The organism is Roseibium litorale (assembly GCF_014842915.1).
Classification (GTDB): domain Bacteria; phylum Pseudomonadota; class Alphaproteobacteria; order Rhizobiales; family Stappiaceae; genus Roseibium; species Roseibium litorale.
In genome coordinates, this window is sequence record NZ_JACYXI010000007.1 from 13,173 (window position 1) to 39,454 (window position 26,282).

Below are 26,282 nucleotides of genomic sequence, written 5' to 3' on the forward strand. Positions count from 1 at the left end.
CTCAAGCTCCGATCATCGCAAACTGATCGTCTAAGGAAGCGGGAGGCACCTCCTCCCGGTGAACCCTGATCGGCTGCCGGATACCGGAAACATGATTGTAATGATCAAGCCGGCGAATGGTCGTGCCCGTCAGCTGATGGCCCCGGGATAGCACAAGCTCGTGACTTCCCTCAGACAGGACATCATCGACCAGCACATCCCCCGGCCGCAGAGCCCGGATGTAGCAAAGGGTGATCGCTCTGTCGCGCGTCTCTCCACTCTGATCCAGCAACTCCTCACGGGCAATCTTCAGAATCTCCGGATCGTACTGCCGCCGGTTGATGGCAAGCGCCTCGAATGCGGCTGCGTCCACACCGGTTTCAGGGCTTGCAAACCACAAGTCGGTCAGCACTTTCAAGATACGGGAGGTCACCGGAATATCGGTTCCTACAGGACCATCAACCGGGAAACCGGAACCGTCGAATCCGCGGTTGGAGAGATAAAGGCACTCCGCAACGCGGTCCAGCTGGGGGATGTTTTTGAGAAGATCCCGGGTCTGGGCAGGTGCACGCGCCAGGATCTCACGCTGTTGATCTGTGAGTGGTTTCGCAGATCTGTACCGGGCCAGGATTTCCTTCGGCAGCAACGCCTCGCCCAAGGGCGAAAACATGACAGCCATATCCAGTTCCCAAGTTTTCTTCAGACCCATCCGTTGCGCAATCCGCATGGCCTGCGGACGCATGACAGCCGTGCGGCGGAAGGCTTCAGAATGGAACAGGGACAGCATTTCGATGAGAAGCTTAACCGAACCCGACAGCGTTCTCTCGAGTACTGAGCGTTCCAGCAGGGAGCGGCGATGCTGGGCCATGCCCGACTGGACCGCCGCGGTGAGTTCGGCCTGTGAACAAGGTTTGGTGAGCATCATGAAAACATGGCCGCTGTTGACAGCCTGCTTTACCACATCCAGAGACTTCTCTGCCGTCAACAAGATCCGGGCAGCAAGCGGGGCCATCATTTCACAACTGCAGAGGAATGATATTCCTCCCATGCCAGGTAAATTGATGGCAGAAACGACGACCGCAACGCCGGGATTTTCCTTCAGCCAGGCAAGGGCGGCCTCAGGTGCATCAAAGGTCACAACACGGTATTGTTCAGCAAAAACCCTCTCAAACGCGCTCAACACCTTGGCATCGGCGTCAACGACAAGAATCTGGTTCAGGCTTTTCACCATGATCTCCTCCACATACCCTGTCAGCTCCCCTGACCAGATCAGCGCCTAGGAGGCTTCTGAAACTGGCACCATGTCTCCCCTTATTTCACTCGTCGAAGCACCTACCCTTTTTTATATTTCACGAGTTCCCTAACAATTCATACAACCAACGCATAGGAAAATGTTTATTTTTAGCAACTACCGCCTCAGAAAAACAACGGAATCAATACGTCCAGAAAGAAACCATGTTAAAAATACTAATAATAGGCGCAGGACCCGCAGGGTTAATGGCCGCAGACTATCTTTCTTCACTTTCTTATCAAGTGACCGTTGCCGACAGGATGCCGTCGCCTGCCCGGAAATTTCTCATGGCAGGCCGCGGCGGCCTTAACCTTACGCATAGTGAGCCATTCCAGACGTTTCTGACGAGATACCGTGAAGCTTCAGGTGTTTTGACGCCCCTTCTGGAGGTATTTACTCCCGGCGACCTGAGATCATGGTGCAAGGACCTTGGGCAAGACACGTTTGTCGGCTCAAGCGGCAGGGTCTTTCCCGTTGCCATGAAGGCATCGCCTCTTCTGCGGGCCTTGCTCCAGCGGCTCAGCCAGCGTGGCGTCACTTTTCTTCAACGAGCCAACTGGACCGGCTTTTCGGAGGACGGAAGCGCTCTCTTCGAGACTCCGGACACCAAGGAACAGAAGCTGGAGGCCGATGCGGTTCTGCTTGCCCTGGGCGGCGCAAGCTGGCCGCGCCTGGGATCCAGCGGCAGCTGGACCACATTGCTCGGGGACAAGGGGATTGCGATATCTCCGCTGCATCCGGCCAATTGCGGTTTCCGTATCGGCTGGAGCGATCTGATGACCGAGCGTTTCGCCGGCACACCGCTCAAGCGGCTTCGGATGACCGTCGGCAGGCACAGCGCCCTGGGCGAGGCTGTCATTTCGTCGGCGGGTCTTGAAGGCGGACTGGTTTATGCCCTCAGCGCGGATCTTCGCACAGGGATCGAAACGGAAGGTCAATCTGTCCTTTCCCTGGATCTCAGACCGGACCTCAGCATCGAGCAGCTTACCCGCAAATTGTCGGCACCCCGGCGCAAACAGTCGATCAGCACGTTTCTGCGCAAAGCTGCAAACCTTTCCCCTGCGGAGGCGGCTCTCCTGCGGGAGGCAGGCCCCCTGCCGGATACTCCAGAAGAACTGGCACAGAGGATCAAGGATCTGCAGCTTACAACTCAGGCCACCTATGACATCGACCGGGCGATTTCCTCTGCAGGCGGCATCCGGCTGGACCAGCTTGACGACGGACTGATGCTCAAGGCCTTGCCAGGGGTCTTCGCGGCAGGGGAGATGCTGGACTGGGAGGCGCCAACGGGCGGCTATCTGCTGCAAGCCTGCTTTGCAACGGGGCTGGCCGCAGCCAAGGGGATCGACGCTTATCTGACCGGCAAGAAAGGATAACCGATGACCGTTCTTTATGTCGATGCAGATGCCTGCCCGGTGAAAGACGAAGCGTTGCGCGTCGCGGAGCGGCACAACGTTGAGATCAAGATCGTCTCCAACAGCTGGATGCGGTTGCCGGAAAGCGATCTGATCGAACGGGTCATCGTCCCCGAAGGACCCGATCTGGCCGATGACTGGATTGCGGAGCGGGCGAAGACAGGCGACGTGGTCGTGACAGCCGATGTGCCGTTAGCCTCGCGCTGCGTAAACGCGGGCGCGCTGGTCATCTCTCCAAATGGCAAGCCCTTCCGCGAGGACGCCATGGGCATGCGGCTCGCCATGCGCAACCTGAACACACACCTTCGGGAGACCGGTGAGATCCGCGAGAGTGGCCCATCCTTTTCGAAGGCGGACCGGTCACGGTTTCTGAACCAGCTTGAAACGCTGATGCGGGCGGCCAAGCGTCAATCGGGTGGCTAAGACAAAAAAGCCCCGGGCGGCAAGCCACCCGGAGGCTTTTTGAAAGTCATTCTCGTGAACGCAAGCCGGATTACTGGCAGAAGCGTGAACGGCCTGAATAGGTCACGAAATACCCGGTGCGCGGGTTGAAGGAACGATACCGCGCAGAGCAGTACTCATACCAAGCCGGGGTCCACGGCGCCGGGCGGTAGCCGTAATAGACCGGAGCCGGTCCGCGCGGAGCGTAATAAACCGGGGGCGGCGGCGGAGCATAATAGCGCGGCTGGCTTGCCGCAGAGCCAATGATTGCTCCGGCAACAAAGCCTCCGGCAGCTGCGGCGCCGGTTTGCCAGCCGCGATGGCCCGCTTCTGCGGTGCCTGTGCCGGCCGAGACGGTAAGAACCGCTGCGCAAAGGGCGGAAGCGGCAGTCAATGTGATCTTATTGAACATTGCCTTGGTCCTCTCTGATCAGGGATGCCCTGAAACAGCGGCATCGCGTATCTGATGAAACAAACCTACCCGCAACTGCCGCAAGGGGATGTGACTCCCGTCACAAATGACCTGTTTGAGGACGCAAGGAGTCTCCGGCCGCAAATTCTAGCGGTTTCCCACTCGCTGAAGGCAGTTCTATCCCGCCCAGAATCCGCCATTAAATCCAAGAGCAGCCCCGTCAGGTTCACAAAACTATCCCTTGTAATGAAGAGGATGAGGTCCTACCTTGATTTCTATCGGCGGGATCGCCGTACGGGACATGAAATAGACCCGGTGAAGATTGGTTTCGGCAGGCTGGAAAACCGCCTGCTCTGAATTTCGACGCTTTTCCGTTTCTAGCTGACTGTTCGCAACTGTGCAGAGGGCGGGCACTGTTCGGCCAAGCACTTAAACAACGGAAAGGTTTCTCTCATGCGTGAGAACGGCACCATCAAGTTCTTCAACTATGACCGCGGCTTCGGTTTCATCACCCCTGAAAACGGTGGCAAGGATGTGTTTGTCCACATCACCGCTTTTGAACAGGCTGGCCTTGGTGCTCCGGAAGAAGGTGCCAAGGTAACCTTTGTTGCGGAAGACGACCGCCGCGGCCGTGGCAAGCAGGCAGCTCAGCTGGAACTCGCCTGATTTCCTGCTGCGATTGCAGCAGATAGAGAGATCCGACGCCGCCGGTTTCCGGCGGCGTTTTATTTTGGCTTCCTGGCCTCATTCCCCGTCCGGCATGGTCTCACCGCCCTTTGAAGGGTCATGACCATTCCGCAAGTCTTCGAGAGCCTGCATCCGCTTCTGGCTGCGCTCCGGATTGGCCGCGGAGACGCCGGCGATCAAGACCTCGGCTATGGCCATCAGCGCCGTAGAAGAGTCCCATGGCGAAGGAACCGCCACGCGGGCCGGGAGAACGAAACTGGCGATGCGCCCAACGGGTGACATCCAGCTGTCTGTCACCAGCACCACACTTGCCCCCTGTGCGGCGGCGGTTTCGGCGAACCGGATGATCTCGGTCTGATAGCGGCGGATATCGAACACCACGATCACATCTTTTGATCCGACACCCAGAAGCTGATCGAACCAGTTCCCCTGCTGGCCGGCAACGTGGATCACATTGGGCCGGACGATGCGCAGGTGAGCCGCTGTATAGCGGGCCAGCGCATCGGTGAAACGCCCCCCGATCAGGTGAATGGTCCGCTTTTCGTCCGCAAGCAGCCGGATGACACCTTCCAGCTCCCCCTTGGGCAAATGTGCAAAGGTTTCGCGCACATTGTCCACCATCTGTGCAACCAGCGGATCCATATTGTCCGGCGGAACCTGTTGCAGTTCGGAGCTGCGGGCCAGAGGCGTGTTCAGCTGGCTCGCCAGTTCCTTGCGCAAGCGGCCCTGGAAATCCGCGAAACCGGGAAAGCCAAGTCTGGCGACAAACCTGAGGATCGTCGGCGAGCTTACCCCTGCCGCCTTCGCGAAATTCGCAACAGTGTCCAATCCTTGCACCGGATAGTTGGCTAACAACGCATAGGCAGCCTTGCGTTCCGTCGATGTGAATTCATCGATCCGGTCGTGAATTTCCTCGATCAAGGGCCGTTCCATGAACAGGTCTCCTGGCTGCTGCCCCGCGGACCGCGTCTGCACTGCCTGCTTCAGGTTCCAGGACCGCTGCACAGGATTTGTGTTTGACTTCGCCGCAAACTGTGTATCAAATCATACAAGGTTTGATCGTTCTGACAATTCTGTAACAAAAAATACAACAGTTAACGATCAGGTAACCGGACGAGGGGAATTGCAAATGACACTCCAGGCGTCGGACACCGCGCCGGACGTGGCGGTGCCGCCGCCCGTCAAGACTTTGAACGAGGCGGGCACCGGTCCGTTTGTTCTGGTCTGCGACCACGCAAGCAACCGGGTGCCGCCCGGATACGGCACGCTCGGGCTGAGCGAAGCCGATCTGAAGGCCCATATAGCCTGGGACCCCGGCGCTCTTGGGGTCGCCCAAGCCCTTTCCAGACTTACGAACTCTCCCCTGGTCCATTCCAACATTTCCCGCCTGATCATCGACTGCAACCGGGACACCTCCGCTCCCGACCTCATTCCTCCGGTCAGTGAACTGACGGTGGTTCCTGGAAATCAGGGCCTGGATGAAGCCGAACGTGAACGCCGGATTGCCCTCTCGCACACACCGTTTCACGCCGCGATTGATGCCTTGATCGAAAAGCGCCTGGCTGATGGACGGCAGACTGCTATCATCTCAATCCACACCTACACACCGATTTACAAGGGCATCGCCCGTCCGTGGGAAATCGGCCTCATCTATGACACTGATGCCTCTCTGGCAGAACCCGCACTGGCCGCCCTTAAGGCAGATGCCGGGCTGACCGTTGGAGACAACGAGCCCTATTCCCCCGCCGATGGCGTCTATTACACACTCAAGCATCACGGTCAGGACCGGGGTCTGAAATCCCTGATGATCGAAATCCGCAACAACGAAGTGGCAACACCCGAAGCAGAGCTTGAGTGGGCTGAACGCCTTGCACCTGTCCTGATGAATGCCCTTGAAGCGGCAGGAGGCCAAGATGCGTAAGCTCGCCTGCGCCTATGTCCGCTGCGTCGACCGGTTCAACAAGGGTCTCGGACTGGTCATGATCTGGGGCGTCTTCGTGATGGCCGGGATCCTGCTATGGTCATCCATCTCCAAGACCTTCTTTCATCCGTCGCTCTGGACACTGGAAGCTGCCCAGTTCGCGATGGTCGCCTATTACGTGCTGGGGGGACCTTACTCGATCCAGATGGGGTCGAATGTGCGCATGGATCTCTTTTATGCGGAGTGGTCGCACAAGAAGAAAGCCTGGTTTGATGCCTTCACGGTCTTCGTGCTCATTTTCTATCTCTGCATGCTGATCTACGGCGCGTTCAGCTCCACCGCCTATTCGCTCGGCTATTTCGGCAAGGAACCCTTTGTCTTCTACAAGGATCTTTTCGTCGGCTTCGTGACGGGCGGTGTTGACGGCGCAAAGGAAGTCATGGGCCATATCGAACGCAGCCCCACCGCCTGGCGCCCCTATTTGTGGCCGATCAAGCTGGTGATGATCTTCGGTTTTGTGCTGATGCTGATGCAGGCCGTTGCGGAACTCCTCAAGGATATCGCCCGCATTCAGGGAGAAGAGATCTGATGTCGTATGAGATGATCGCTCTTCTCATGTTCTCGTCGATGATGCTGATGCTGCTCACCGGGCAGCGTGTCTTCGGTGCCATCGGCGGTGTCGCCGCGCTCGCGGCTCTGCTGCTATGGGGCACGGGCGGATCCGAACTGCCGTTCTCCGCCGCCATCAAACTGATGAAATGGTATCCGCTACTGACCCTGCCCATGTTCATCTTCATGGGCTACCTGCTGTCGGAAACCAAGATCGCCGACGATCTCTACAAGATGTTCCACGTCTGGATGGGACCGCTCAGCGGCGGGCTTGCCATCGGCACGATCTTCCTGATGGTGCTGATCTCCGCCATGAACGGGCTGTCCGTCGCCGGGATGGCAATCGGCGCGACCATCGCCCTGCCGGAACTTCTCAAGCGCGGCTATGACAAGCGGATGGTCTCCGGTGTCATTCAGGCAGGTTCCTCACTTGGCATTCTGGTGCCGCCCTCGGTCGTTCTCGTTCTCTATGCGATGATCGCCCGAGCGCCGGTCGGTCAGCTCTGGCTTGCTGGCGTCTTGCCGGGCCTGATGATGGCAGCGCTGTTCGTGATCTACATCGCAATCCGCTGCAAGTTCCAGCCGGAACTCGGCCCCGCCCTCTCCAGGGAAGAGCGGGAAACCTATAAGGACGTGAAATACCGGCTGCTTCTGTCCGGTCTGCTGCCGGTCATCATCTTCGCTACGATGATGGTGCCCTTCGTCAACGGCTGGACCAGCCTTGTCGAAAGCTCTGCCATCGGTGCGCTGGCAGCGCTTCTGGCGGCGGTGGCAAAGCGGCGCCTGACGATGCCCATCCTGATCATCTGCCTGAAGCAGACCCTCGGCATCTCCTGCATGTTCATGTGGATCATCCTGGCTGCCCTGTGCTTTGGCGCGGTGTTCGACGGGCTGGGTGCGGTGAAGGCCATCGAGAGCGTCTTCACTGAAAAGCTCGGCCTCGGCCCCTGGACCATTCTCATTCTGATGCAGGTCTCGTTCCTGATCATGGGCACGTTCCTGGACGATACGGCGATGCTGGTCATCGTTGCACCGCTCTACGTGCCGCTGGTCGGAACCCTTGACCTCGGCCTGCCGCGCGGCGAAGTGCTGATCTGGTACGGCGTGCTCTACACGATCACGACCCAGATCGCCTACATGACGCCTCCGTTCGGCTACAACCTGTTCCTGATGCGGGCCATGGCCCCGAAGGAAATCACCATGCGCGACATTTACGGCTCTATCACGCCGTTCGTTCTGGTGATGATACTCGCCTTGGCAATTGTCATGGTGTTCCCGCAGATTGCACTCTGGCTGCCAGACTATGTCTACAACCGGTAAAGTGCCTGTCCGCGGGAGATTTGGGAGTTCGTGAATTGAAAGGGGCCGCCGAAAACAAACATCAAAAGGCACGGCGGGCCTGAAAGTGGATCACTCAAAGGGGAGTACACTGAAATGACGAATAGACGCGATTTTCTGAAGAAGGCTGGTGCCGGCACAATCGCCGCCGCAGGCGCTGCAACTCTTGCAGCCCCCGCGGTCAAGGCACAGGCCCCGATCAAGTGGCGCCTCCAGACCTATGCAGGTCCGGCTCTGGCCGAGCATGTCGTCAAGCCCGCCATCGACGCCTTCAACAAGGCCGCCAATGGCGAAATGGTCATTGAACTCTACACTGCTGACCAGCTCGTCCCGACTGCTGAACTGTTCCGCGCCATGCAGAACGGCACCATTGATGCCGTGCAGTCCGACGACGACTCAATGGCTTCTCCGACCGAAGTGACCGTGTTCGGCGGCTACTTCCCCTTCGCTTCCCGCTACTCTCTCGACGTGCCGGTTCTGTTCAACCAGTACGGCCTGAACGAGATCTGGGCGGAAGAATACGAAAAGGTCGGTGTGAAGCACATTTCCGCAGGCTCCTGGGACCCGTGCCACTTCAACACCACCAAGCCGATCCGCTCGCTGGAAGACCTCAAGGGCCTGCGCCTTTACACCTTCCCGACGGCCGGTCGCTTCCTGACCCAGTTCGGCGTCATTCCGGTCACCATTCCCTATGAAGATGCGGAAGTGGCTGTTCAGACCGGCGAACTGGACGGCATGGCCTGGTCCGGCATCACCGAAGACTACACGGTAGGCTGGGCCAACGTGACCAAGTACTTCCTCACCAACAACATCTCCGGCGCGTGGATCGGCCACTTCTTCGCCAACATGGAGCGTTGGAATGAAGTGCCGGATCACCTGAAGTCCCTGCTGCAGCTCGCCATGAACTCGTCTCACCTGCATCGCCAGTGGTGGTACTGGGGCGGTGAAGCTTCCTTGCGCGTTGGCGGCGGCAAGCTGGAACTGACCAGCATTCCGGACGCGGAATGGGCCAAAGTGGAAGAGGCAGCCGTCAAGTTCTGGGACGAGATTGCAGCTGAATCCCCGACCAAGGCGAAGGTCGTCGAGATCTTCAAGAAGTACAACGCCGACATGGCCAAGGCAGGCCGCCCGTACCGCTACGGCTGAGCTGCGTGAGCGAAACGCCGGTCCGGGGCCTGCCTCCGGACCGGCACAGACCGCTATGAACCCTGTTTGAATGGACCACGACCAAAATGGCCGGCAACCTGACCCTCGACGCCCTCAAGTCCGCTGTCTCCGGCGGCGAGATCGATACCGTGATCGCCTGCATCACCGACATGCAGGGCCGTCTGATGGGCAAACGCTTTCACGCCCAGCATTTTCTGAACAGCGCCTGGGAAGAGACCCATTGCTGCAACTATCTGCTGGCAACCGACCTCGAGATGTACACAGTTGAGGGCTATGCCTCGACGAGCTGGACCGCCGGCTATGGCGACTATGTCATGAAGCCGGACCTCAGCACCCTGCGCTATGTGCCCTGGCTGGAAGCCACCGCCATGGTGATGTGCGACGTGCTGGACCACCACACCCACGAGCCGGTTCCCCATTCGCCCCGCGCCATGCTGAAGAAGCAGATTGCCCGGCTGGATGCGCTTGGCCTTACCGCCATGATGGCGACGGAGCTGGAGTTCTTCATCTTCGGCGGCACCTATGACGAGATCCGCAAGAGCGGCTTCCGCGATCTGGATCCCTATTCGGCCTATAATCAGGACTACAACATCCTGCAGACCGGCCGGGAAGAAGACGTGATGCGGCCTGTCCGCAATCATCTCTACAATGCCGGTATTCCTGTCGAGAACAGCAAGGGCGAAGCGGAAACCGGTCAGGAAGAGCTGAACATCCGCTATGCGGCAGCCCTTGATACAGCCGACTACCACACCATCGCCAAGCATGCGGTGAAGGAAATCGCCTGGCAGAAGGGCCGGTCCGCGACCTTCCTGGCCAAATGGCGCTCGGACAAGGTCGGCAGCTCGGCCCATGTGCATCAGTCTCTCTGGACCGCCAAGGGCGAGAATGCCTTCTTCGATCCTTCCGCCAAATACGGCATGTCGGAGTTGATGCGCCAGTACACGGCGGGCCTGATCAAATATGCGCCGGACTACACCTATTTTCTGGCGCCCTATATCAACAGCTACAAGCGCTTCCAGAAGGGCACATTCGCTCCGACCAAAACTGTCTGGTCCATCGACAACCGCACCGCAGGCTTCCGACTGTGCGGCGAAGGCACCAAGGGCGTGCGGATGGAATGCCGCATCGGCGGCTCGGACCTGAACCCCTATCTGGCTTTGGCTGTCCAGATCGCAGCCGGGCTCAAAGGCATTGAAGAAAAGCTGGAGCTTGAAACCCCTGCCTCCGGTGATGTGTATACAGCCGGAAAGGCACCGGAGGTTCCCGGCACCCTTCGTGATGCCCGTGAGACATTGCTTGGGTCAAAGATGCTGCGCGAAGCCTTCTCCGATGCGGTGGTTGACCACTATGCCCGCGCCGCCGAATGGGAAATCGACGAGTTCGACCGCGCGGTGACCGATTATGAGATTGCACGTGGCTTCGAGCGGGCCTAAGCCAGCCGGAGCCCTTGCCGGTGTGCGGAACGGCACTCGCTGCCGCAGACCCTTTTTAGCAGCCTGGCCTTGCCGGAAGGCAGGGCCTCTTGAGGTGAAACATGTCTGAAACGATCAAGCTCATATCCCCGGTGGACGGCAGCATCTATACCGAACGTCCCGCTCTGGATGAGGCCGCCGTAAGCCGGGTGGTCACCACGGCCCGCACTGCCCAGGCGTCCTGGGCCGCTGTTCCGCTGGATGAGCGCGTCGCCTATTGCCTGAAGGCGCTCGATGCGCTGAAAGGCATGAACGATGAAGTGGTTACCGAGCTGGCGTGGCAGATGGGCCGTCCGGTCCGTTACGGCGGTGAGCTGGGCGGCACCATCGAGCGCACGACCTATTGCGCCAATATTGCAGCGGAAGCGCTTGCGGATATCGAGCGCACCGACAAGCCCGGTTTCAAGCGCTATCTGAAGCGGGTTCCGCTTGGCATCGTCATGGTGATCGCACCCTGGAACTATCCGTTCATGACGGCGATCAACACCATCATGCCGGCGCTGATGGCAGGCAATGTGATCATCCTGAAGCACGCCGCACAGACACTTCTTGTCGGCGAACGCCTCGCCAAGGCTTTTGAAGCCGCTGGTCTGCCGAAGGGCGTGTTCCAGAATGTCGTCCTCACTCACGGCGGCACCGAGAAGCTGCTCGGCTCCGGTCTGATCGACCACGTCAATTTCACGGGTTCTGTCGCGGGCGGGCGGGCCATCGAAAAGGCTCTGGCAGGCACGTTCGCGACTGTTGGCCTGGAGCTTGGCGGCAAGGATCCGGCCTATGTGCGCGCGGATGCGGATCTCGATTACGCCGTTGGCAATCTGGTCGATGGCGCCTTCTACAACTCCGGCCAGTGCTGCTGCGGCATTGAGCGCGTCTATGTCCACGAAAGCCTCTATGACCGGTTCGTTGATGGTTTCGTGGACCTGACCCGCCAATATAAGCTGGGCAATCCGCTGGATGAAGCGACCACACTTGGGCCGATGGCCCAGGCCCGCTTTGCCGCCTGGGTACGCGAGCAGACCGATGAGGCTTTGCGCAAGGGTGCGAAGGCGCATATCGACGTGTCCAGCTTCGAAGCCAACAAGGAAGGCACGCCCTACCTTGCGCCGCAGGTTCTGACCAACGTGGACCATCAGATGTCGGTGATGCGGGAAGAAAGCTTCGGTCCGGTCGTCGGCATCATGAAGGTGAAGGACGACGCTGAAGCGCTTCAGTTGATGAACGACAGCCCCTATGGCCTGACCGCCTCGCTGTGGACCGAAGACGTCAACGCGGCAGCTGAGATTGCGGATCAGATCGAAACCGGCACGGTCTTCATGAACCGCTGTGACTATCTTGATCCGGCTCTCGTCTGGACAGGCGTGAAGGACACGGGCAAGGGCGCCGCCCTTTCCGAAATCGGCTTCCACAACCTGACCCGTCCGAAGTCCTTCCACTTCCGCGTGGAACACTGACGAAAAGCGCTGCGGTTTGGAGCAAAGCTCTCGGCACGCTCCACCTCTCCCTCTGGGAGAGGTCGGACCAAAGGTCCGGGTGAGGGAAATCGGCAACCCTAACAGAATGCCACTCCCCTCACCCCCAGCCCCTCTCCCCATTGGGGAGAGGGGAGCCAACCCCAAACCGCAGCACCCAAACTGACACAGGACAAGTTTCAGTCCTTACCGTTTCCCTCTTGGCTGATTAAGAGAACCGCCATGACCACCCTTCCCTCCGTCAACTGGTCCTACCCCACATCTGTCCGTTTCGGCGTTGGCCGGATCAAGGAACTGCCCGATGCCGTGAAGGCTGCGGGCATGAAGAAGCCCCTCCTGGTCACGGACCCCGGCCTGGCGGGCCTGCCGATGGTGGCCGACGCGATCGCAAGTCTGAAGGCCGCGGGTCTCGACGCTGCTGTTTTCTCAGACGTCAAGCCGAACCCGATCGACAAAAACGTCGAGGCCGGTGTTGCCGCCTATAAAGCCGGCGGTCATGACGGCGTGATCGCCTTTGGAGGTGGCTCGGGGCTTGATGCGGGCAAGCTGATTGCCTTCATGTCCGGCCAGACCCGCCCGATCTGGGACTTCGAGGACATCGGTGACTGGTGGACCCGTGCCGATCCGGCAGGCATTGCCCCCATCGTCGCCGTTCCCACCACTGCAGGCACCGGCTCGGAAGTGGGCCGCGCCGGTGTGGTCACCAATTCGGCGACCCACACCAAGAAGGTGATCTTCCATCCGAAGATGCTGCCCGCCGTGGTGATCTGCGATCCGGAACTCACCGCCAAGATGCCCCGGATGATCACCGTTGGCACCGGCATGGACGCACTGGCCCATTGCCTGGAAGCCTATTCCTCGCCCTTCTATCACCCGATGTCGGAAGGCATCGCGCTGGAAGGCATGCGGCTGGTGTTTGAAAACCTGCCGAAGGTCGTTGCGGACGGTTCCGATCTGGAAGCCCGCGGCCATCTGATGAGCGCGGCGGCCATGGGCGCCGTCGCCTTCCAGAAGGGCCTTGGCGCCATCCACTCCCTGTCCCACCCGGTCGGCGCGCTCTATGACACGCACCATGGCATGACCAACGCCGTGTTCATGCCCTATGTGCTGCAGTTCAATAAGCCAGCCATTGAGCAGAAGTTCGAGCGCCTTGCCGGGTTCCTAGGTTTCAAGGGCGGCTATCAGGGTGTGCTCGACGCCGTGCTCAAGCTGCGCGAAGATCTGGGCGTGCCGCACACGCTCTCCGGCCTGAATGTGGATGATGCCAAGCGCGAGCTGATTGCGGAAATGGCCATTGTCGATCCGACGGCAGGCGGCAATCCGGTTGAGCTGACCAAGGACGGCGCGCTCGCCATCTTCGACAAGGCGATGAGCGGCGAAGTCTGAGGCACCTCCGGAAAACCTGAAAGTAAATGACATGTATTCAGGCTTCGCCCGGCAAGGCGGAGCCTGTTTCACTTGAACTCAAACTCAGAGGCAGCGCAATCGTAACCAAGCAAAGACAAAGTGTAATATTTTGTAATTTATGGGCTTTTACGTAAGACAGGGCACGTGTCCCGGGGCATACCCGGAAGATCGAACGCAACAGAGACGCAAGCCATGTCCAAATTCTTCTCAAAATATGCAACTCCCTTCACCACAGGGCTGTTTCTCGTCTCCCTGATTTCCGGGATAGCCCTCTTCTTTCACTTCGGCCCAGCTGCCTTCCACGGCATGCACGAATGGCTCAGCATGGTGCTGATCCTCCCGTTCGTGCTGCACATCTGGAAAAACTGGCGGCCTTTCGTTTGCTACTTCAAACGCCTGCCCATGCTGATTGCTCTGGCGGCTTCCGTCGCTGCATCCGCTGTGTTCTTCATCCCCTCGGAGAACGAAGGTGGCGGCAACCCTCTGGTCGGGGTCCTGCGCACCGTTCAGGCGGCTCCAGTGTCGCTGATCGCCCCCCTTTATGGACTGGATACCGCTGAGCTGACGGCAAAGCTGAATGCCGCGGGAATGCCGCCAGCTGGACCGGATCAGAGCTTGGCAGACATCGCGTCAAGCAACGGCAAATCGGACCGGGACATGGCTGTCTTCCTTGCCGGCCTGAAGCCTTAAGGCTGTCCTGACGGCGCGGACTTATAAGCCCGCGCCTTGTCCCGGAGCTCGAACAGCTCGGCATCTTCTATGCTCAGGAGCTCAAAGGCGCTGGCCAGCTTCTCCACATAGTCGATGTTCGGCCCCAAATGCCCCTCCGCCCGCGCAATGATGCGGGCGGTCTCGTCCAGGCTCATCGGCGGCAGCAGAAGCGGATTGCCGGGATTGACCACGAAGGAGAGGGCTTCCACCCTTCCCTGCTCGGTCCCGACCGGCAGAAACTCGGGAACATAGGAGAAGAAGAGCATTTCCCTGCGCCAGACGAAATGGCTCTCTTCCTCCGCGATCTCGGCCGGTATGCGGAAGGCGAGACCATCACAGGTTCCGCCTTTGTCGAGACCTGCCATAAGACCTGGGCACTCCGGCGTTCCGCGCCCAAATTCGGAACGCAGACAGAAACGCCGGTGATAGCCCTCAAGATGCGCCCGCCGCACTTCGGAAAAGTGAAACGCCGGTTCCCACATCAGCGACCCGTAGGCGAAAACCCACATGTCCTGACCTTCCCGGCCCGCAAGAGTTTCGCGGCGGGACGCCTCCCGGTTCTCATCACTCCGCCGCATGCTGACAGGCAGCCCGTTCTCTTTCAGGCGCTCGTCCAAATCGCTGAAATCACGGTTTCTGTAGGTGGACTGGTCTGCAGGAACGATTTTTCCGCGCAATGCGGGGTGATGGCGGAAGGGATCTTCAAACACCTGCGGCAATGTCCTTGAATGAAATCAGCGTCCGAATGCCAAGTGTGGCTGTGCTGTCTAATCTTAGGACCTGCGCAATCGAACTCAAGCGGGAAGCCTGGAAAATAAAAAACGCGCGGCCGACAACAGACCGCGCGTTCAAAGTCACCCTTCACTGTCCACTCAAGACAGACAGGCAAGAACCTCTGCTTCGGTAATCACCCCGACAGGACCGGAAGGTCCGACAACGAAGATGCTGTTGCCGATTTCCTGCTTTTGCCGGATCACCTGGCGCAGCGGCGCTTCGGGAGCGCAGGTCGCAGCATCCGACGGAATGGTGTCACTGTTCAGCTCCGCCATAATGTCTTTCGCGCGCAGCACGTTCAGCGGGTTCATGTGTCCGACAAAATCAGCCACATAAGGATTGGCCGGGCGCCGGACGATTTCCTGGGGCGTTCCAAGCTGGATCACACGCCCACCTTCCATGATGGCGATGCGGGAACCGATCTTCGCGGCCTCGTCCAGATCATGGCTGACGAAGATGATGGTGCGGTTGAGGCTCTTCTGCAGGTCCAGAAGCTCATCCTGCAGCCGGTCGCGGATCAAAGGATCAAGGGCCGAGAAAGGCTCATCCATCAGCAGGATCGGCGCATCGGTCGCAAAGGCGCGGGCAAGGCCAACGCGCTGCTGCATGCCGCCTGACAGCTCATGAACATACTTTTCGCCCCAGCCATCCAGCCCGACCAGTTTCAGCTGATCTTCGACGCGTGCCCGGCGCTCCCGCTCGCGGACACCGGCAAGCTCAAGACCAAAACCGACATTCTCGGCAACCGTCCGCCAGGGAAGCAAAGCGAATTGCTGAAAAACCATCGCAATACGGTGACGGCGCAGGGCCCTGAGATCATCGGTGGAACACGCCGCCGGATTGATCACACTGTCTCCGTCGCGCACTTCAACAGCGCCGCGGATGACTGGGTTAAGGCCGTTCACCGCTCTGAGCAGCGTGGACTTGCCCGATCCGGACAGGCCCATGAGCACGATCACCTCGCCCTCGTTAATGTCAAAGTTGGCACCTGCGACGCCGAGGGTTTGGCCGGTTTCAGCCTGAATTTCCTCGCGTGTCGCACCCTTATCGATCATCGGGAGCGCTGTTTCCGGCTTTTCACCGAAAACGATATCAACGTCCTTAAAACTGACGATTGGTCTGGTCATCACTTGTTCCCTCCTGCCGGTTCGGCCCGGAAGAACCGGTCGAGAACGATGGCAATCAGGACGATGGCAACGCCCACTTCAAAACCCTTGGCAATGTTCACCGTGTTCAGCGCGCGCAGGGTTGGAACGCCAAGACCGTCCGCGCCGACAAGGGCGGCGATCACGACCATGGAGAGCGACAGCATGATGGTCTGGGTCAGGCCCGCCATGATCTGCGGCAGCGCATAGGGCAACTCGATCTTCCAGAGCAGTTGCGACTTGGTCGCCCCAAAGGCCTGCCCGGCTTCCAGCAGATGCGTCGGCGTGGAGGACACGCCCAGCTGGGTAAGACGGATAGGGGCCGGAATGGCGAAAATGACCGTCGCGATGAGACCTGGAACCATACCGAGACCAAACAGGATCAGAGCCGGAATGAGATACACAAAGGTCGGAATGGTCTGCATCAGATCAAGGATCGGCCGGAGCACGGCGAAAAGCTTTGGCCGGTGCGCAGCGGCAACTCCAACCGGAATGCCGATGATCATGCAGACGAGACTTGCGGCAACCACCAGCGCCAGCGTTTCCGTGGTTTCCTTCCAATAGCCCTGATTGATGATCAGCAGCATGGAGAAAGCAACGAACAGTGGAAACGAAATGCTGCGCCGGACGATATAAGCAAGGATGGTGGCAATGGCGACGATCACGAGCGGATGCGGCGCCTGCAGCAGGAACAGAATGCCATCGATCATGGTTTCGAGGGCAACAGATATGCCGTCAAACACCCAGTAGGCATTGTCAGTCAGCCAGTCGACCAGGGCCTTTGCCCAGGCGCCGATCGGGATCTTGTGGTCAATCAGCCAATCCAAAATTCGGTCTCCAGAGAGGTATTGGTCCGGCACCTTAAACAGATGCCGGGAGAACCGCGCCGGAGGTAAGCAACCGGCGCGGCAATGATGCGCGGGTTACTTGGCTCAGAGTGCCTTCTTGACGGCATCCAGAGCAGGGGTGCCATCCGTTGCGGTGACACCATCGAGCCAGACGCTGTAAATGTCCGGATGCTTCTTCAGCCACTCACGGGCAGCTGCCTTGCCATCTGCGCCGTCATTGAGGATCGCGCCCATGATCTCGTTTTCCATCGGCAGCGTGAACTCAAGATTTTCCAGCAGCTTGCCGACATTCGGGCATTCGGCGGCATAGCCCTTGCGGACATTGGTGTAGACCGTTGCACCGCCATAATCCGGACCGAAGAAGTCGTCACCGCCATCCAGATACGCCATCTCGAAATTGGCGTTCATCGGATGCGGCTCCCAGCCAAGGAAGACAATGTCCTTCTGGCGCTTTTCGTTGCGGGCAACCTGAGCCAGCATGCCCTGCTCGGAGGACTCAACAACGTCGAAACCCTTGAGGCCAAAGGCATCCTGTTCAATCATATCGAGGATCAGACGGTTGCCGTCATTGCCCGGCTCGATGCCGTAGATTTTGCCGTCCAGATCGTCCTTGAACTTCGCTATATCGGCAAAGGTCTTGAGGCCCTTGTCATAAGTGTATTTCGGAACTGCCAGCGTGTACTTCGCGCCCTGCAGGTTGGCGCGGACGGTCTCCACGCTGCCATCTTCACGATAGGCTTTGATGTCACCTTCCATGGTCGGCATCCAGTTGCCCAGGAAGACGTCAATGTCGCCATTTTTCAACGACGCGTAAGTAACCGGCACGGACAGGATCTTCGTTTCAGTCTTGTAGCCAAGAGCTTCGAGAACAACGGAAGTTGCAGCAGTGGTGGCGGTGATGTCGGTCCAGCCGACATCAGAGAACCGCACGGTCTGGCAGCTTTCAGGTTCCGCCGCATAGGCCCCTGCAGTCAGAGCGAATGTCATCGCAACACCGGTGGCCATTTTGGCAACAAGGTTCATGGAAGATCCTCCTTTTCAACTAATTTCACAGAACGCCCAGCAAGGCATGGCGCTTATATAGAGCAACACCAACAGCCGCACAGTCCAGCGCTCCGAAACATGCAACGGGGACTGCTTCATACCGCCTCGCGGCGGCCTCAACCGTTGAATTCCCGACAAAGCAAACATTTTGCAGCCACGATTGCAAGTTTTTTATTGATTGATCAGTCAATCAAAAATAACTTGCCCGAAGTTGTTGGAGTGCGGAATGCCTAAAGTTGGAATAGAAGTCATCAGGCGGAAGAGCCTTATCGAAGCCACGGTGGATGCGATCCACGAACGGGGCTTCTGTGACGTGACCGTGGCGCAGATCGCCAAGCGGGCTGGCGTTTCCCCTGCGCTTGCCCACCACTATTTCGGCTCAAAGGATCAGCTTCTCGCCGCCACAATGGGGCATTTGCTGAAGGATCTGAGCGACGGAGTCCGGCAGCGCCTTGCAAAGGCTGAAACACCACGTGAGCGGATTTCGGCCATCATCGATGGCAATTTTGCTCCGGCGCAGTTCCGCCCTTCAGTGATTGCCGCGTGGCTGGCCTTTTACGCTCAAGCCCGCACCACCCGCAGCAGCCAGCGCATCTTGAGGATTTATTCCTCACGCCTGCGCAGCAATCTGACGTTCAACCTGCGCAGTTTTATGAGCCGCGAGCAGGCCTTGAGCGTGGCAGAGGGCACTGCCTCCATCATTGATGGCGCCTGGATCCGCCAGGCGCTGTCCGACGGCCCGAGCGACCGCGACACCGCGATCGCCATGGTCGAGGACTACGTTGAAACTCAAATCAGACAGCATGCCGGCGAGAACCCCGAAAATGGCACCGCCGGTAGCCGGAAGATCCAATGACCGATATTTACGACTACATCATCGTGGGCGCCGGATCCGCAGGTTGCACCCTGGCCTACCGTCTGTCGGAAGACCCGGCTGTCCGGGTGCTTCTTCTGGAATATGGCGGCACGGACGCAGGCCCCTTCATTCAGATGCCCGCCGCCCTATCCTATCCGATGAACATGTCCCGCTATGACTGGGGCTTTGAGAGTGAGCCGGAACCCTATCTGGGCGGACGGCGGCTTGCGACGCCACGCGGCAAGGTGATTGGCGGCTCCTCGTCGATCAACGGCATGGTCTATGTGCGCGGTCATGCACTTGACTATGACACCTGGCAGGACATGGGCGCTTCCGGCTGGTCCTATCAGGACGTCCTGCCCTATTTCCAGCGCATGGAAACAAGCCACAGCGGCGAAGCTGGCTTGCGCGGCACCAATGGCCCCTTGCATGTCACCCGCGGCACCAAGTGGAACCCGCTTTACGAGGCCTTCAAGTCAGCCGGACGGGAAGCCGGATATGGACTGACCGGCGACTACAACGGCTCCCGTCAGGAAGGCTTCGGCGACATGGAGATGACGGTCTACAAAGGCCGCCGCTGGTCCGCCGCCAATGCCTATCTGAAGCCCGCCCTGAAGCGTAAGAACCTTCAGCTGATCAAGGGCGCCCTTGCCCGCCGTGTGCTTTTTGAAGGCCGGAGAGCAAGCGATCTTGAGTACGAGGCAGGCGGTCAGGTTCTGACGGTGAAGGCCGCCCGGGAAATCATTCTCGCCGCCTCATCCATTAACTCGCCAAAGCTGCTGCTTCAGTCAGGAATCGGTCCTGCCGAACATCTTAGGTCCCATGGAATAGAGGTGCTGGCAGACCGGCCAGGTGTCGGACAGAACCTGCAGGATCACTTGGAGCTTTATATTCAGCAGGCATGCCTCCAGCCCATTACGCTCTACAAGCACTGGAACCTGATTTCCAAGGGCCTGATCGGATTGCAGTGGCTGCTTCAGGGACGCGGGCTTGGTGCGTCCAACCACTTTGAATCCTGCGCCTTCATCCGGTCAAAGGCCGGGGTTCAGTACCCGGACATCCAATACCACTTCCTGCCATTTGCAGTGCGTTACGATGGCAAGGCAGCGGCGGAAGGGCACGGCTTCCAGGCTCATGTCGGCCCCATGCGGTCGAAGTCACGCGGGCGGGTGGAACTGACGTCGGCGGATCCACGATCCAAGCCGTCGATCCTTTTCAACTATATGTCCCATGAAGAAGATTGGGCGGACTTCCGCACGGCCATCCGCCTGACCCGCGAGATCTTTGGTCAAGATGCCTTCACGCCCTACCGCGGCAAGGAGATCCAGCCTGGATCCGCTGTTCAGTCGGACGAAGACCTGAACAGCTTCATCAAGGAGCACGTGGAAAGCGCCTATCACCCTTGCGGGACCTGCAAGATGGGAGCGGCAGACGATCTTTCCGCGGTGGTAGATCCTGAATGCCGGGTTATCGGGGTTGAGGGCCTCAGAGTTGCGGACAGTTCGATCTTCCCGCAAATCACGAATGGCAACCTGAACGCCCCTTCGATTATGGTCGGTGAAAAGGCCGCCGACCACATTCTGGGCAAGGGCATGCTGCCGCGCTCCAATGCGCAGCCATGGATCAACCCGGACTGGGAAACCAGCCAGCGCTGAGCAATCCCGGAAGCCCGCAAACGGAACACAAAAGAGAGACAGACATGCGTGCACAACCAACCGCCTCTCACTACATCGGCGGCCGCTATGTGGAAAGCGAAGCCGGTGAAACCTTCCCGTCGATCTATCCAGCGACCGGCGAAGCCATCGCCTCGCTGAAAAGCGCCGACGACGCCATCATCGAGGCAGCCGTGACTGCCGCGGTGGAAGGCCAGAAAGTCTGGGCCGCAAAAGCCCCCTCAGAACGGGCAAGCGTCCTGCGCCGCGCTGCGAGACTAATGCGCGAGCGCAATCACGAGCTGTCCGTTCTGGAAACGCTAGACACCGGCAAGCCGCTGCAAGAAACGCTTGTGGCCGATGCCGCCTCCGGTGCGGAATGCCTCGATTATTTCGGCGCTCTCGCGTCTTCTCTGACGGGCGAGCACATCGACCTTGGCGGCTCCTTCGCCTACACCCGCCGCGAACCTCTGGGCGTTTGCGCAGGTATCGGAGCTTGGAACTATCCGATCCAGATTGCGGCCTGGAAGGCTGCCCCGGCCCTTGCCTGCGGCAACTCCATGATCTTCAAGCCGTCCGAGGTCACCCCTCTTTCGGCCCTGAAGCTGGCTGAAATCTTCACGGAAGCAGGCCTGCCGGATGGCGTCTTCAACGTCATTCAGGGCTTTGGAGACGTGGGCGCAAAGCTTGTTGCCCATCCTGAGATCGCAAAAGTATCTCTCACAGGGTCAGTGCCGACCGGTGCGAAGGTTGCCGCTCTTGCCGGTGAGCACCTGAAAAAGACCACGATGGAACTGGGCGGCAAGTCTCCTCTGATCATCTTTGATGACGCAGATCTGGAGAATGCGGTTTCCGCCGCGATCAACGCCAATTTCTATTCCAGTGGTCAGATCTGCTCCAACGGCACCCGCGTCTTTGTTCAAAGCGGCATCCGGGAGAGATTTTTGCAGCGTCTGGCTGAGCGCATTGCCAACGCGAAGCTGGGCGATCCGCTTAATGAGGAAACCAACATCGGACCTCTCGTTTCCCTGCAACAGTTCGACAAGGTGCTGCACTACATTTCCCTCGGCAAAGGTGAAGGCGCGCGGCTTGTCTGCGGCGGGAAAGCCGCCACGGTACCGGACTTCCAGGACGGGCTTTTCATCGAACCGACCGTCTTCGCCGATGTCACCGACAACATGCGCATTGCCCGTGAGGAGATCTTCGGACCGGTGATGTGCGTCCTGTCCTTCGAAAGCGAGGAGGAAGTCATCCCGAGAGCGAACGACACCCCTTTCGGTCTCGCAGCCGGTGTCTTCACCAAGGACATTCAGCGTGCCCACCGGGTCATCGCCAAGCTTCAGGCAGGCACCTGCTGGATCAACACCTACAACCTCACCCCGGTGGAGATGCCGTTCGGCGGCACCAAGAAGTCCGGCATTGGCCGCGAAAACGGCCACGCGGCGATCGAGCACTACAGCCAGATCAAGAGTGTCTACGTCGAAATGGGCGGCGTCGAAGCTGCCTTTTGATCCCTCATATCTGCCTGCCAATCAGGGCCGCGCAGCTGAGAAAAGCTGTCGCGGCCTTTTTCATCAGGCCCTATAAGCAGCAGCATGCGAAATCTTGATGTCCTGATCATCGGCGCCGGGGCCGCCGGCCTCATGTGCGCCATTGAAGCTGCCAAACGCGGCCGGAGCGTGCTGGTCATCGACCATGCCCGCAAGGCTGCCGGGAAGATCCGCATCTCCGGCGGCGGGCGGTGCAACTTCACCAATCTGCACGCGACACCGGCCAATTACCTCTCCCAGAACCCGCGGTTCTGCGTGTCCGCGCTCAAGCGCTACACCCAGCATGATTTTCTTGCGATGGTGGACCGGCACCGGATCCCCTGGCACGAAAAGACCCTTGGCCAGCTCTTTTGCGACGACAGCGCGCAGGACATCATCTCCATGCTGCTCAGGGAGCTGGAAGCAGCAGGCGGCAAGTTGCAACTGGAGACGAGCGTTGCAAGCATAGAGAAAACCGGCGGCCGGTTTCACCTCGCCACCAGCAGCGGCGGCATCTCGGCCCAATCTCTCGTGATCGCAACCGGTGGCCCTTCCATTCCGAAGATGGGTGCAACCGGGTTCGGCTATGAGGTTGCCCGCAAGTTTGACCTGAAGATCGTTCCGCCAAGGGCCGGTCTCGTGCCTCTCACCTTCTCGGATGCCAATAAGGCGCTTTGCCAGCGGCTCGCAGGCGTGTCGGTCGACGCACTCGTGACTTTCGGCAAGACACAATTCCGGGAAGGCCTGCTCTTCACCCACAGAGGCCTTTCCGGCCCGTCGATCCTGCAGATTTCGTCCTATTGGCAGGAAGGCAAGCCGCTGACCATTGACCTCAACCCCACTGTGGATGCCTTCGAGGTCCTGAGACACGCCCGGACCCAGTCACCGCGCCAGGACCTCAAGACCGCCCTCGCCCAGGTTCTGCCTTCCCGGGTCGCAGAAGAATTCTCGAAGGAGTTCAACTTCTCAGGACGGCTTGCCGATCAGTCCGACAAGAAACTTCGCCATGCAGCCGACCACGTGAACCGGTGGCAGGTGCTGCCTGCGGGCACGGAAGGATACCGCACTGCGGAAGTCGCGCTTGGCGGCGTCGACACGGATGAACTCTCCTCCAAGACCATGGAAGCCAAGTCGGTGCCGGGCCTTTTCTTCATTGGGGAAGTTGTTGATGTAACGGGGCATCTCGGCGGCTTCAACTTCCAATGGGCGTGGTCGTCCGGTTGGGCAGCGGGACAGGCCATCTGATCTGGATACCCGACCGTAAGCATTAATTTGCTGCCCTGCACACAAAATGATGACCGCCCATCTTTTGGCGCTATACTGCGCCAAAACTGGAGGAAACATGCGGCGGGTTACAATTCATGATGTAGCCGATAAGGCAGGCGTCAGTCTTGCCACCGTGGACCGGGTCCTGAATGGCCGTCCGGGTGTGCGCAAGGTCACTATAGAGCGGGTGCAAGCCGCGGTCCGTGACCTCAACTACGAGCCTGATGCCTTCGCTGCGGGGCTTGCGAAGAAACGCAACTACCGTTTGCACTTTCTGATCCCGAACGGTCCCAACGCCTTCATGGAAGACCTGAGCCGTGAAGCCCGCGATTTCGCCTCCACGTTGATGCGGGAACGGGTGAGTGTTCACATTGAACCCATCGACGCCTTCGATGCCCACCGCGTCACGGGAACACTTGCTGTTCTGGACAAGTCGGTGTGCGATGGAGTGGCCGTGGTCGCGCCGTCTTTTCCGGAAGTCAGGGCCGCCATCGACCGGCTGCAAGACCGCGGCGTGCATGTGGTCACGCTGGTGTCCGATCACCCAGCCTCCACCCGCCGACACTTCGTCGGCATCGACAACGTGGCTGCGGGCCGCGTTGCCGGGCGCCTGCTCGGCCGGTTTCTGCCCAAAGAGCCTGCCAAGATCGCCTTCATTGCCGGGTCCCTCGGCCTGCGGGATCACGCGGACCGGTATGCCGGTTGTACTCAGGTCCTCGATAACGAGTTCCCGCATCTGGAACTATTGAAGGTGCGGGAAGGCCGCGACGACAACGGCAAGAACCACGATATTGCCCTAAAGCTGCTGAAGGAACACCCCGATCTGGCCGGGCTCTATAACATCGGAGCAGGCAACCGCGGCCTCATCGCGGCTATTGAAGAAACCCGCAGGGGCGCTGGCCTGACCTTCATTGGTCATGAGCTGACCCCCTACACCCGCACCGCCCTTCAGAACGGCACGATGGATGCCCTGATTGCCCAGGATCCCGGCCATGAAGTGCGCAGTGCCATCCGGGTTCTGAAGGCGCTTTGCGATGGCGCACCGATCGTCGAAGGCCAAGAGCGGATCGGCATCGACATATTTCTGAAGGACAACCTTCCAGATCTCGCTTAAGCTGCGCTCCCGGAAGGCAATCCAGCAAAAGCTGTGGAGAACGGCAGGGCAAACGCCCTGATGGGAGGAACTGACTAAAAATGAGTAACGCACCTCAGATGCTTCGCAATCCGATCCTGCCCGGCTTCAATCCGGATCCATCGATCTGCAGGGTTGGTGAGGATTATTACATCGCGACCTCAACCTTCGAATGGTTTCCGGGAGTGCAGATCCACCATTCGCGGGATCTCGTGAACTGGCAGCTGGCCGCGCGGCCGCTCACCCGGGCAAGTCAGCTCGACATGCGCGGCAACCCGGACAATTGCGGCATATGGGCCCCCTGCCTGACCTTTGCGGACGGTTTGTTCTGGCTGGTCTACACGGATGTGAAACGCAACGAGGGCAACTTCAAGGACACGCACAACTATATTGTGACCGCCCCGCGCATCGAAGGCCCCTGGTCCGATCCGGTACGGGTGAACTCCTCCGGCTTCGATCCTTCGCTTTTTCATGACGATGATGGCCGCAAGTGGTTCGTCAACATGGTCTGGGATCAGCGCAAGATGCCGACCGCCTTTGCCGGTATTTTGCTGCAGGAGTACGACCCCGTTGAAAAGCGCCTGACGGGCCCGGTGCGCAACATCTTCAAGGGCACGGAGCGTGGTCTGGTGGAAGGACCGCATCTCTACAAACGGAACGGCTACTATTACCTGCTGACCGCGGAAGGCGGCACCGGCTACCGTCATGCGGTCACACTTGCCCGCTCCAAACGGCTGACCGGCCCTTATGAGGTGCATCCGGACAAACACGTGGTTTCCTCCCTGACCTTCCCGGACAATCCTATCCAGCGGGCCGGCCATGGCGATATTGTCGAGACCCAGACCGGGGAGACCTATCTGGTGCATCTCATGGGCCGTCCGGTGCCGGGTCTGAACCGTTGCCAGATGGGACGGGAAACCGCGATCCAGAAATGTGTCTGGGGCGAAGACGGCTGGCTGAGGCTTGAAGGCACACCGCTGGAACCACAGCAGACCGTCAAGGCCCCCGGTTTGCCGCTCCACCCCTTTCCGGCGGAGCCGGTCCGGCAGGACTTTGATGACGGGAAACTGCCTTCCGCGTTTCAGTGGCTGCGCTCTCCCGAACCGAAGCGGCTCTTTTCCAACACCGCCCGTAAGGGGCACTTGCGGCTTTTCGGGCGGGAATCGCTTGGAAGCTATTTCGAGCAAGCGCTCGTGGCCCGGCGACAGACCCATTATCACTATCAGGCAGAAACCAGCGTCGATTGCGATCCGGAGACCTTCCAGCAAACAGCCGGGCTGATCGCCTATTACGGCCGGTTCCAGTTCTTCTATCTGGCCGTCAGCTGGGGCGAGAAAATCGGCAAATGCCTGACCATGATGGCCTGTCCCGGAAGCTTTCCCTCGGGCGACCTCACCTTCCCCCTCGATACACCTGTTCCCCTTTCCTCAAGCGGACCGGTTCGCATGCGAGTGGAAACGGAAGGCCTGGCGCTGCGTTTCAGCTATGCCGAGGATGGCGGCGGCTGGACCCGCATCGGCCCCGTTTTTGACGCAACGGTCCTTTCGGACGAAGCCGGGCGGGGTGAACACGGTAATTTTACCGGCGCTTTTGTCGGCATGCATGCCATGGACCTGACAGGACAGGCCTGGGTCGCGGACTTTGATTACTTCGCCTATCAGGATCTACCCTAGCGGAATCATGACCTAATTGCCGTTTGACGCTTCGTCCTCCGTGA

The 26,282-nt window shown here is 59.3% G+C and carries 24 protein-coding genes; 17 read left to right on the forward strand and 7 right to left on the reverse strand.

The genetic code is table 11. From position 1 onward, the window contains the following. Position 1: 1 nt before the first annotated feature. Positions 2 to 1,210, reverse strand: coding sequence for an HD domain-containing phosphohydrolase (locus tag IG616_RS11765; RefSeq protein WP_192148369.1), 1,209 nt, complete (start codon positions 1,208 to 1,210; stop codon positions 2 to 4). 224 nt (positions 1,211 to 1,434) lie between these two features. Between IG616_RS11765 and IG616_RS11770 the strand changes: the two genes are divergently transcribed. Both IG616_RS11770 and IG616_RS11775 read left to right on the forward strand, forming a co-directional pair. Continuing rightward, positions 1,435 to 2,646: a TIGR03862 family flavoprotein gene (locus tag IG616_RS11770; protein ID WP_192148370.1), complete on the forward strand. Its 1,212-nt coding sequence runs from the start codon at positions 1,435 to 1,437 to the stop codon at positions 2,644 to 2,646. A gap of 3 nt (positions 2,647 to 2,649) precedes the next feature. Beyond that, positions 2,650 to 3,108, forward strand: a complete 459-nt coding sequence (locus tag IG616_RS11775; RefSeq protein WP_192148371.1) for a YaiI/YqxD family protein — start codon at positions 2,650 to 2,652, stop codon at positions 3,106 to 3,108. Between the two features lie 70 nt (positions 3,109 to 3,178). On the opposite strand, the gene IG616_RS11780 is transcribed toward IG616_RS11775, so the two are convergent. After that, positions 3,179 to 3,538, reverse strand: coding sequence for a BA14K family protein (locus IG616_RS11780; RefSeq protein WP_192148372.1), 360 nt, complete (start codon positions 3,536 to 3,538; stop codon positions 3,179 to 3,181). A gap of 453 nt (positions 3,539 to 3,991) precedes the next feature. Here IG616_RS11780 and IG616_RS11785 point away from each other — a divergent pair, with 453 nt between their 5' ends. Next, complete coding sequence (locus tag IG616_RS11785; protein WP_073008378.1) at positions 3,992 to 4,204, forward strand: cold-shock protein; 213 nt, start codon at positions 3,992 to 3,994, stop codon at positions 4,202 to 4,204. 78 nt (positions 4,205 to 4,282) lie between these two features. Here IG616_RS11785 and IG616_RS11790 read toward each other — a convergent pair whose 3' ends face one another. After that, a complete protein-coding gene (locus IG616_RS11790; protein WP_192148373.1) occupies positions 4,283 to 5,158 on the reverse strand; it encodes a MurR/RpiR family transcriptional regulator in 876 nt (291 codons plus the stop codon). Between the two features lie 196 nt (positions 5,159 to 5,354). On the opposite strand from IG616_RS11790, the gene IG616_RS11795 reads away from it, so the two are divergent. From IG616_RS11795 to IG616_RS11830, 8 genes are all read left to right on the forward strand, one after another. Beyond that, a complete protein-coding gene (locus tag IG616_RS11795; protein WP_192148374.1) occupies positions 5,355 to 6,146 on the forward strand; it encodes an N-formylglutamate amidohydrolase in 792 nt (263 codons plus the stop codon). After that, complete coding sequence (locus IG616_RS11800) at positions 6,139 to 6,735, forward strand: TRAP transporter small permease subunit (RefSeq protein WP_192148375.1); 597 nt, start codon at positions 6,139 to 6,141, stop codon at positions 6,733 to 6,735. Before IG616_RS11795 ends, IG616_RS11800 begins: the two co-directional genes overlap by 8 nt. Next, positions 6,735 to 8,075: a TRAP transporter large permease gene (locus tag IG616_RS11805; protein WP_192148376.1), complete on the forward strand. Its 1,341-nt coding sequence runs from the start codon at positions 6,735 to 6,737 to the stop codon at positions 8,073 to 8,075. The genes IG616_RS11800 and IG616_RS11805 overlap by 1 nt, the downstream gene beginning before the upstream one ends. A gap of 114 nt (positions 8,076 to 8,189) precedes the next feature. Then, complete coding sequence (locus IG616_RS11810; RefSeq protein ID WP_192148377.1) at positions 8,190 to 9,239, forward strand: TRAP transporter substrate-binding protein; 1,050 nt, start codon at positions 8,190 to 8,192, stop codon at positions 9,237 to 9,239. 86 nt (positions 9,240 to 9,325) lie between these two features. Continuing rightward, positions 9,326 to 10,693 carry a glutamine synthetase family protein gene (locus IG616_RS11815; RefSeq protein ID WP_192148378.1) on the forward strand — a complete coding sequence of 456 codons (1,368 nt, stop codon included), beginning with the start codon at positions 9,326 to 9,328 and terminating at the stop codon, positions 10,691 to 10,693. A gap of 101 nt (positions 10,694 to 10,794) precedes the next feature. Further along, on the forward strand, positions 10,795 to 12,183 hold the full coding sequence (locus IG616_RS11820; RefSeq protein ID WP_192148379.1) for an aldehyde dehydrogenase family protein: 1,389 nt from the start codon (positions 10,795 to 10,797) through the stop codon (positions 12,181 to 12,183). Between the two features lie 240 nt (positions 12,184 to 12,423). Beyond that, on the forward strand, positions 12,424 to 13,587 hold the full coding sequence (locus tag IG616_RS11825) for an iron-containing alcohol dehydrogenase (RefSeq protein WP_192148380.1): 1,164 nt from the start codon (positions 12,424 to 12,426) through the stop codon (positions 13,585 to 13,587). 213 nt (positions 13,588 to 13,800) lie between these two features. Continuing rightward, positions 13,801 to 14,298: a DUF4405 domain-containing protein gene (locus IG616_RS11830; protein ID WP_192148381.1), complete on the forward strand. Its 498-nt coding sequence runs from the start codon at positions 13,801 to 13,803 to the stop codon at positions 14,296 to 14,298. On the opposite strand, the gene IG616_RS11835 is transcribed toward IG616_RS11830, so the two are convergent. The 4 genes from IG616_RS11835 to IG616_RS11850 form a co-directional block, all read right to left on the reverse strand. Further along, positions 14,295 to 15,029 (reverse strand): gamma-glutamylcyclotransferase, encoded by a 735-nt coding sequence (locus IG616_RS11835; protein ID WP_192148382.1) that lies wholly within the window; start codon positions 15,027 to 15,029, stop codon positions 14,295 to 14,297. The two genes, IG616_RS11830 and IG616_RS11835, sit on opposite strands and share 4 nt — an antisense overlap. A 162-nt stretch (positions 15,030 to 15,191) precedes the next feature. Continuing rightward, positions 15,192 to 16,220: a choline ABC transporter ATP-binding protein gene (gene choV, locus IG616_RS11840; protein ID WP_192148383.1), complete on the reverse strand. Its 1,029-nt coding sequence runs from the start codon at positions 16,218 to 16,220 to the stop codon at positions 15,192 to 15,194. Then, positions 16,220 to 17,065, reverse strand: a complete 846-nt coding sequence (choW, locus tag IG616_RS11845; protein ID WP_192148384.1) for a choline ABC transporter permease subunit — start codon at positions 17,063 to 17,065, stop codon at positions 16,220 to 16,222. The genes choV and choW overlap by 1 nt, the downstream gene beginning before the upstream one ends. A 105-nt stretch (positions 17,066 to 17,170) precedes the next feature. After that, the gene (locus IG616_RS11850; protein ID WP_192148385.1) at positions 17,171 to 18,109 is read right to left on the reverse strand and encodes a choline ABC transporter substrate-binding protein; all 939 of its coding nucleotides are present in this window, start codon (positions 18,107 to 18,109) and stop codon (positions 17,171 to 17,173) included. A gap of 247 nt (positions 18,110 to 18,356) precedes the next feature. On the opposite strand from IG616_RS11850, the gene betI reads away from it, so the two are divergent. The 6 genes from betI to IG616_RS11880 all read left to right on the forward strand — a co-directional run bounded on the left by betI (position 18,357) and on the right by IG616_RS11880 (position 26,238). Then, positions 18,357 to 18,986, forward strand: coding sequence for a transcriptional regulator BetI (gene betI, locus IG616_RS11855; RefSeq protein WP_192148386.1), 630 nt, complete (start codon positions 18,357 to 18,359; stop codon positions 18,984 to 18,986). Beyond that, the gene (betA, locus tag IG616_RS11860) at positions 18,983 to 20,641 is read left to right on the forward strand and encodes a choline dehydrogenase (protein ID WP_192148387.1); all 1,659 of its coding nucleotides are present in this window, start codon (positions 18,983 to 18,985) and stop codon (positions 20,639 to 20,641) included. Before betI ends, betA begins: the two co-directional genes overlap by 4 nt. Before the next feature lie 44 nt (positions 20,642 to 20,685). Continuing rightward, on the forward strand, positions 20,686 to 22,149 hold the full coding sequence (gene betB / locus IG616_RS11865; RefSeq protein ID WP_192148388.1) for a betaine-aldehyde dehydrogenase: 1,464 nt from the start codon (positions 20,686 to 20,688) through the stop codon (positions 22,147 to 22,149). A gap of 84 nt (positions 22,150 to 22,233) precedes the next feature. Further along, positions 22,234 to 23,412, forward strand: a complete 1,179-nt coding sequence (locus tag IG616_RS11870) for a BaiN/RdsA family NAD(P)/FAD-dependent oxidoreductase (protein ID WP_192148389.1) — start codon at positions 22,234 to 22,236, stop codon at positions 23,410 to 23,412. A 97-nt stretch (positions 23,413 to 23,509) separates the two neighbouring features. After that, positions 23,510 to 24,547 (forward strand): LacI family DNA-binding transcriptional regulator, encoded by a 1,038-nt coding sequence (locus tag IG616_RS11875; RefSeq protein ID WP_192148390.1) that lies wholly within the window; start codon positions 23,510 to 23,512, stop codon positions 24,545 to 24,547. A 98-nt stretch (positions 24,548 to 24,645) separates the two neighbouring features. Further along, on the forward strand, positions 24,646 to 26,238 hold the full coding sequence (locus IG616_RS11880) for a glycoside hydrolase family 43 protein (RefSeq protein ID WP_192148587.1): 1,593 nt from the start codon (positions 24,646 to 24,648) through the stop codon (positions 26,236 to 26,238). Positions 26,239 to 26,282: the final 44 nt, after the last annotated feature.